This window comes from Roseiarcus sp. (assembly GCF_049514155.1).
Lineage (GTDB): Bacteria > Pseudomonadota > Alphaproteobacteria > Rhizobiales > Beijerinckiaceae > Roseiarcus.
In genome coordinates this window covers 1-4,743 of sequence record NZ_JBEKVH010000223.1, presented here as the reverse complement: position 1 = coordinate 4,743, position 4,743 = coordinate 1, and the positions used below count along the sequence as shown (strand labels likewise).

Here is a 4,743-nt window from a genome sequence, read left to right as displayed (position 1 = left end):
GTTCGTGCACGGCCAGCCATTTCAGCAGCGGAAGCGTATAGCCTGGAAAAGGAACGTTGCCCGACAAGGCAAAGATTTCCCGCATGCGCCCGTCCGCGCTCCATTCGTCGACGATTTGCGCCGCGCGGCCGTCATTCCATAAGATCGCCGGACGCACGGGTTCGCCATTGGCGACCAGCCACGCGCCGCACGCGGTTCCCGATATGCCGATGGCGCAGATCGCGTCTGTGTCGACTTTGGCGGTGATCTCGCGCACGCATTCGCCAACCCGCGTCAGAACCTGGACCGGGTCGGTCTCGCTATATCCGCGTTGCGGTTCGTGGACCTCCGAGGCCCGTCGACCTACGGCAAGCGGCCGCGCCGCGTCCAGCAGATCGAAAAGGGCGGCCTTCGTGGATGTCGTTCCGACATCAATGCCCAGGACGAGGGTGCTCATGGGCGTAGTCGCGTGTCAGCGTCAGGCAAGGCTAAAGACGCGGCGAACTTCAAGGCGCGTCTGCGCGCCAGCGAACCCGTGATCAACGTCGGCAGGAGCACGGCCCCGATCACCAGCAGACCTTTCACTGGCGTCTGATAAAAGGCGGGCACCTGAAGCAGGTTGAGAACATTGGACAGAAGACCCAACGCTATCGCGCCGAAAAACGCACCGAGCATGGTCACCCGGCCACCCCCCAGTACGGTTCCGCCGAGGACGACCGCGGCCAACGAATCGATGGTGAAGCGCCCACCGATCGTCGGATCGCCGGTGCTGGTTCGCGCCACGAGAAAGAACGCCGCCAACGCAGCGAAGACAGCCGAGAGGACGTACACGACGACATAGGTGCGACCAACCGGAATGCCGCAGAGATAGGCGACTTCTCGGTTTCCGCCGACAGCGACAATGTGGGCGCCGGTGCTGGTCTTGCGGATCGACCATGCCGAAAAGAGGCACACCAGCATCACCGCCGGCAGGATGATCGGAACGTTGCCCCAGTAGCCGGCGATGGCGTGATAAGCGGCGGGAACGGCGCCGCCCGGGACGGGATTTATGAAGAGCGCGACGCCCTGCGCTACGGAAAGGGTCGCGAGCGTGACCAGGAACGGTTCGATGCCCTTGGAGATGAAGAGCCCGTTGATCGCGCCGATCGCGATCGCGGCCAGAAGGCCCAAGGCGACGGCGCCCGCGATGCCGAGCGGCGCAAACAGGACCGCGGTGATCACGGCGACGAGACTGACGATGGCTCCGACGGAAAGATCCAGACCTCCGCTTCCCACGGCATAGGTCTGCCCGATGGTCACCAGCAGTAAGGGGGTTATCTGGACAACGAGATTGCCGACATTGAAGGGCGAAAGAAAAGCGGCGCTTTGCGACGCGCCGACGGCCGCCAGAACCAAGCAGAAGATGAAAGCCGGCTGCGCTGAGAGATTGCGCCGGACAAACGCCGGCAGGCGAAGCCCTGTCTGCGAGCGCGCGCTCATGCCGAACGCTCCTGCACTTGACCGACGGCTGAGGCGAGTATCGCCTCCTCGCTGTCATCGGCGCGATGCTCGGCGACCAAAACGCCTCTGCACATCACCAGAATGCGGTCGCAAAGTCCTTGAAGTTCGATGATTTCGCGGGAAACGACCAACGCGCCCACGCCCCGCTCCGAGCACATGCGCCTGATCAGCTCATAAATCTCGGACTTCGAACCGACATCCACTCCGCGCGTCGGCTGATTGAGCAACAGCACCGACGAGCGCGCGGCCAGCCATCGAGACAGGAGTAGCTTCTGCTGGTTGCCGCCAGAGAGTGTGCGCACCATCGCCGTGAGATCCCCTTTCACGCCGGCAAGAACCGCGGCGTCGTCCGCCAGAGTTTTCTCTCGGGACTTCGACACGAAGGTCCATTTCGAAAGCCCCCGAATGACGGGCAGAGTGATATTCTGCAAACCCGTCATGTCCAGGATCAGCCCCTCGGATTTGCGATCGCCGGGCACGAAACCCACGCGCTTCTCGATCATCCGCGTAACTGGCTGCCAAGCGATCTGCCGGCCTTCGATCGCGAGACGACCGGCGATCGGTTTGCGCGCACCCGCGACGCAGGCGAGGATTTCGTCCTGGCCGTGCCCCTCTAGGCCGTACAGCCCAACGATTTCGCCTTTGCGCACGTTGAAACTCGCGCCGCGGATGGAGGGCGGATCAATCAGTCCATCGACCGCGAGCAGCGGGTCGCTCGTCGGCCGGGGCGGCTTAGGCGGAAAGAGATCCTCGATCACCCGTCCCACCATGAGGCGGATCATGCTGTCGCAGTCGAGTTCCGAGGCCGCTCGCGTCGCCACGCATCGGCCGTCCTTCAGGACGCTGATGTCGTCGGCCACCCTTTCGATTTCGTCGAGCCGATGACTGATGTAGACGACCGCCGTCCCTCGGGCGGCCAGTTGCCTCAGCATGTCGAAAAGTTGTCTGGTGTCGTCGGGGGAAAGAGCGGCAGTCGGTTCGTCGAGAATCAGCATGCGCGAATCGCGCCGGGTTGCGCGCGCAATCTCGACCATCTGCTGATGGGCCGTCGAGAGTTCTCCCACCGGCCGGTCGACATCGACATGGACGCCGAGTCGATCCAGCGTCGCATGCGCTTCTTCGTGCATGCGAGACCAGGAAAGACCGAACTTTGATCGCTGTTCCTGTCCGAGAAAAATATTCTCGGCGACCGTGTTGAAGGGTAACAGGGCGAGTTCTTGATGAACGAGACTGATGCCGGCGCGGGAGGCCGCCGAAGGGGTGGCGAACGCCACCCTTTCGCCGCTCAGCACGATCGAACCGCTGTCAGGCCGCACGATGCCGCTGATTATCTTCACCAGCGTCGATTTGCCGGCGCCGTTCTCGCCGATCAGCGCGTGAATGCGCCCGGCCGAGAAAGACAGCGACACATTGTCGAGCGCCTGAGTGTTGCCGAAGCGCTTACTGATCGCATCCAAGCTCAGCAACGCTTCGGCTGGACGGGCTGGCGTCGCCACGTTCGACCTCCTCGCGGAATCGATCACTTGTTCGGAAATATCCGGTTGATCTGGTCTGCGGTCAGGTATTGCTCGACCCAGTAGTCATCGGACACCTTTTCCTGCATGGCGGCCTTGGCGTCGGTGATGGGTGCGGGCTTAAGCAGATAGGAGGACATGATCGGCTTGCCTTCCAGAGCCCGCAGCGCCAGCTTCAAGGCTTCAGGTCCTTGCCACGTCGGGAATTGCGGACCGCTGCTGCGAAGGTCCAGTTTCGCCCAGACCTTCATGTATCCGTTGAGGTTTTCTCCGGACATGGGGACCAGCGGGCGCCCAGCTTCCTGAAACGCTTCGATGGCGCCCCGCGTCATTGCCGCGCCAGAGGCCCAAACGCCGTCAATCTTCGGATTGGCCGCAAGGAAGGTCTGCGTGATCGACTTGCCCTGATCGAAGGCCCAGCTTCCGTATTCTTCGCCGACAATCTTGATTTTGCCGCCGGCTTCCTTGAGTGCGGCTGCCGCCCCGTCGTACCGCGCCTTCTCAACGCTATTTCCGGCGATGCCGCGCAGCATGATGACGTTGCCGGCGCCGCCCATGTCCTGTGCGAGTTTTCGCCCACCGGCGAGGCCAAAGAAATAGTCGTCGGCGACAACCTTTGCGGTGTATTTGTCGGTCGCCACGTCCGAACCCCAGACGATGACCGGGATCCCAAGCCCGTAGGCGCGCTCGACGACCGGCGCCAGCGGTTCGCTCGCAACCGGCGAAATGATCAGCGCGTTCACGCCCTGCGCGAGGAGATCTTCCGCATCGGAGATCTGCTTAGTCGCATTGCCTCCGGCATCGGTGATGCGCAGGTCCACGCCCATATTCTCAGCAAGCATCTTTGTCGATTGAAGCGCCTGTACGCGCCAACTGTTGACCTGGCCGAAACCGGCGTAGCCCACGACATAATGGGCCGCCTTCTTGAAATGGGACGTATCAACCGACTTGGCGTCGGGAGCGGGCGTCATGCCGCTATACAATTCGATCGACTGAAGATTGTTTGCTCCCGCGGGAGCATCTCCACTTGCCGCCGTCGCGGCGCCCGCAAACCCCAGCGATATTACCGCGGCGGCGATGAGCGGCTGTAGCGCTTTCGCTCTGATGAACGGCGTCCGGATTGTCGTGTGCACTTTTATCACTCCCTCTGTCTTCTTATGCTGGCGATCCCCGCCAGATTCGAAACGCGCCGCCTTGGTCGCGAGCACGTTAGAATTCGGGCTCACGTTGGCGGCTCATCACCGCTTGTTGAACGTCATGAATGGCTGCGGCGTCGCCGATCTGCTCGAAGATCGCTCGCAAAGCGGCGTTGTCCTTGCGAGCCAGAAACACGCAGATCGACGCGGTCTGAAATACCGTGCTCGACAATCGGACCGGTTCCACCTCGAGGACGGTCGCGAATTCCATCGGCACCAGGGACCGCGAGTGCAGCACGCTGGCGTCCACCTCTCCCTTGGCGATCGCGTAGGGAAGGTTGACGTAGCGCACCTCGCGCCGCGGCGAGCCAGGAAAGACGGCCTCGCAGAATTCGACATGATCGAACGACGTCGAGTCGACGCCGATCCGCCAATTCGCACGGTCCTTGGTGCAGTCCCGGCGGTAAACAATCTCGTGACCGACGTAATAGCTTGACGGAGGCAATTCCATCACGGAGGCAAAAGCTTCGTCGCGACGACAGACCGTTTCAGCGCTTTGCTTAGATAGAGCGACGATATCGGCGCGGCCCTCGGCGAGGGCCGTCAATCGGGAC

5 protein-coding genes are annotated in these 4,743 nt (G+C 62.3%); all 5 read right to left on the bottom strand.

Going from position 1 to position 4,743, the window contains the following annotated elements:
• Positions 1-436, bottom strand: a 436-nt coding sequence (locus tag ABSF49_RS20225) for an FGGY family carbohydrate kinase (protein WP_424114435.1), incomplete at its 3' end; no start/stop codon positions are given.
• Positions 433-1,458 (bottom strand): ABC transporter permease, encoded by a 1,026-nt coding sequence (locus ABSF49_RS20220; protein WP_424114434.1) that lies wholly within the window; start codon positions 1,456-1,458, stop codon positions 433-435. The genes ABSF49_RS20225 and ABSF49_RS20220, both read right to left, overlap by 4 nt.
• Entirely contained in the window at positions 1,455-2,975 is a 1,521-nt protein-coding gene (locus ABSF49_RS20215; RefSeq protein WP_424114433.1) for a sugar ABC transporter ATP-binding protein, read from the bottom strand. Before ABSF49_RS20215 ends, ABSF49_RS20220 begins: the two co-directional genes overlap by 4 nt.
• Before the next feature lie 23 nt (positions 2,976-2,998).
• Positions 2,999-4,201 carry a substrate-binding domain-containing protein gene (locus ABSF49_RS20210; RefSeq protein ID WP_424114432.1) on the bottom strand — a complete coding sequence of 401 codons (1,203 nt, stop codon included), beginning with the start codon at positions 4,199-4,201 and terminating at the stop codon, positions 2,999-3,001.
• A 1-nt stretch (position 4,202) separates the two neighbouring features.
• Positions 4,203-4,743, bottom strand: a 541-nt coding sequence (locus tag ABSF49_RS20205; protein WP_424114431.1) for a YhfZ family protein, incomplete at its 5' end; no start/stop codon positions are given.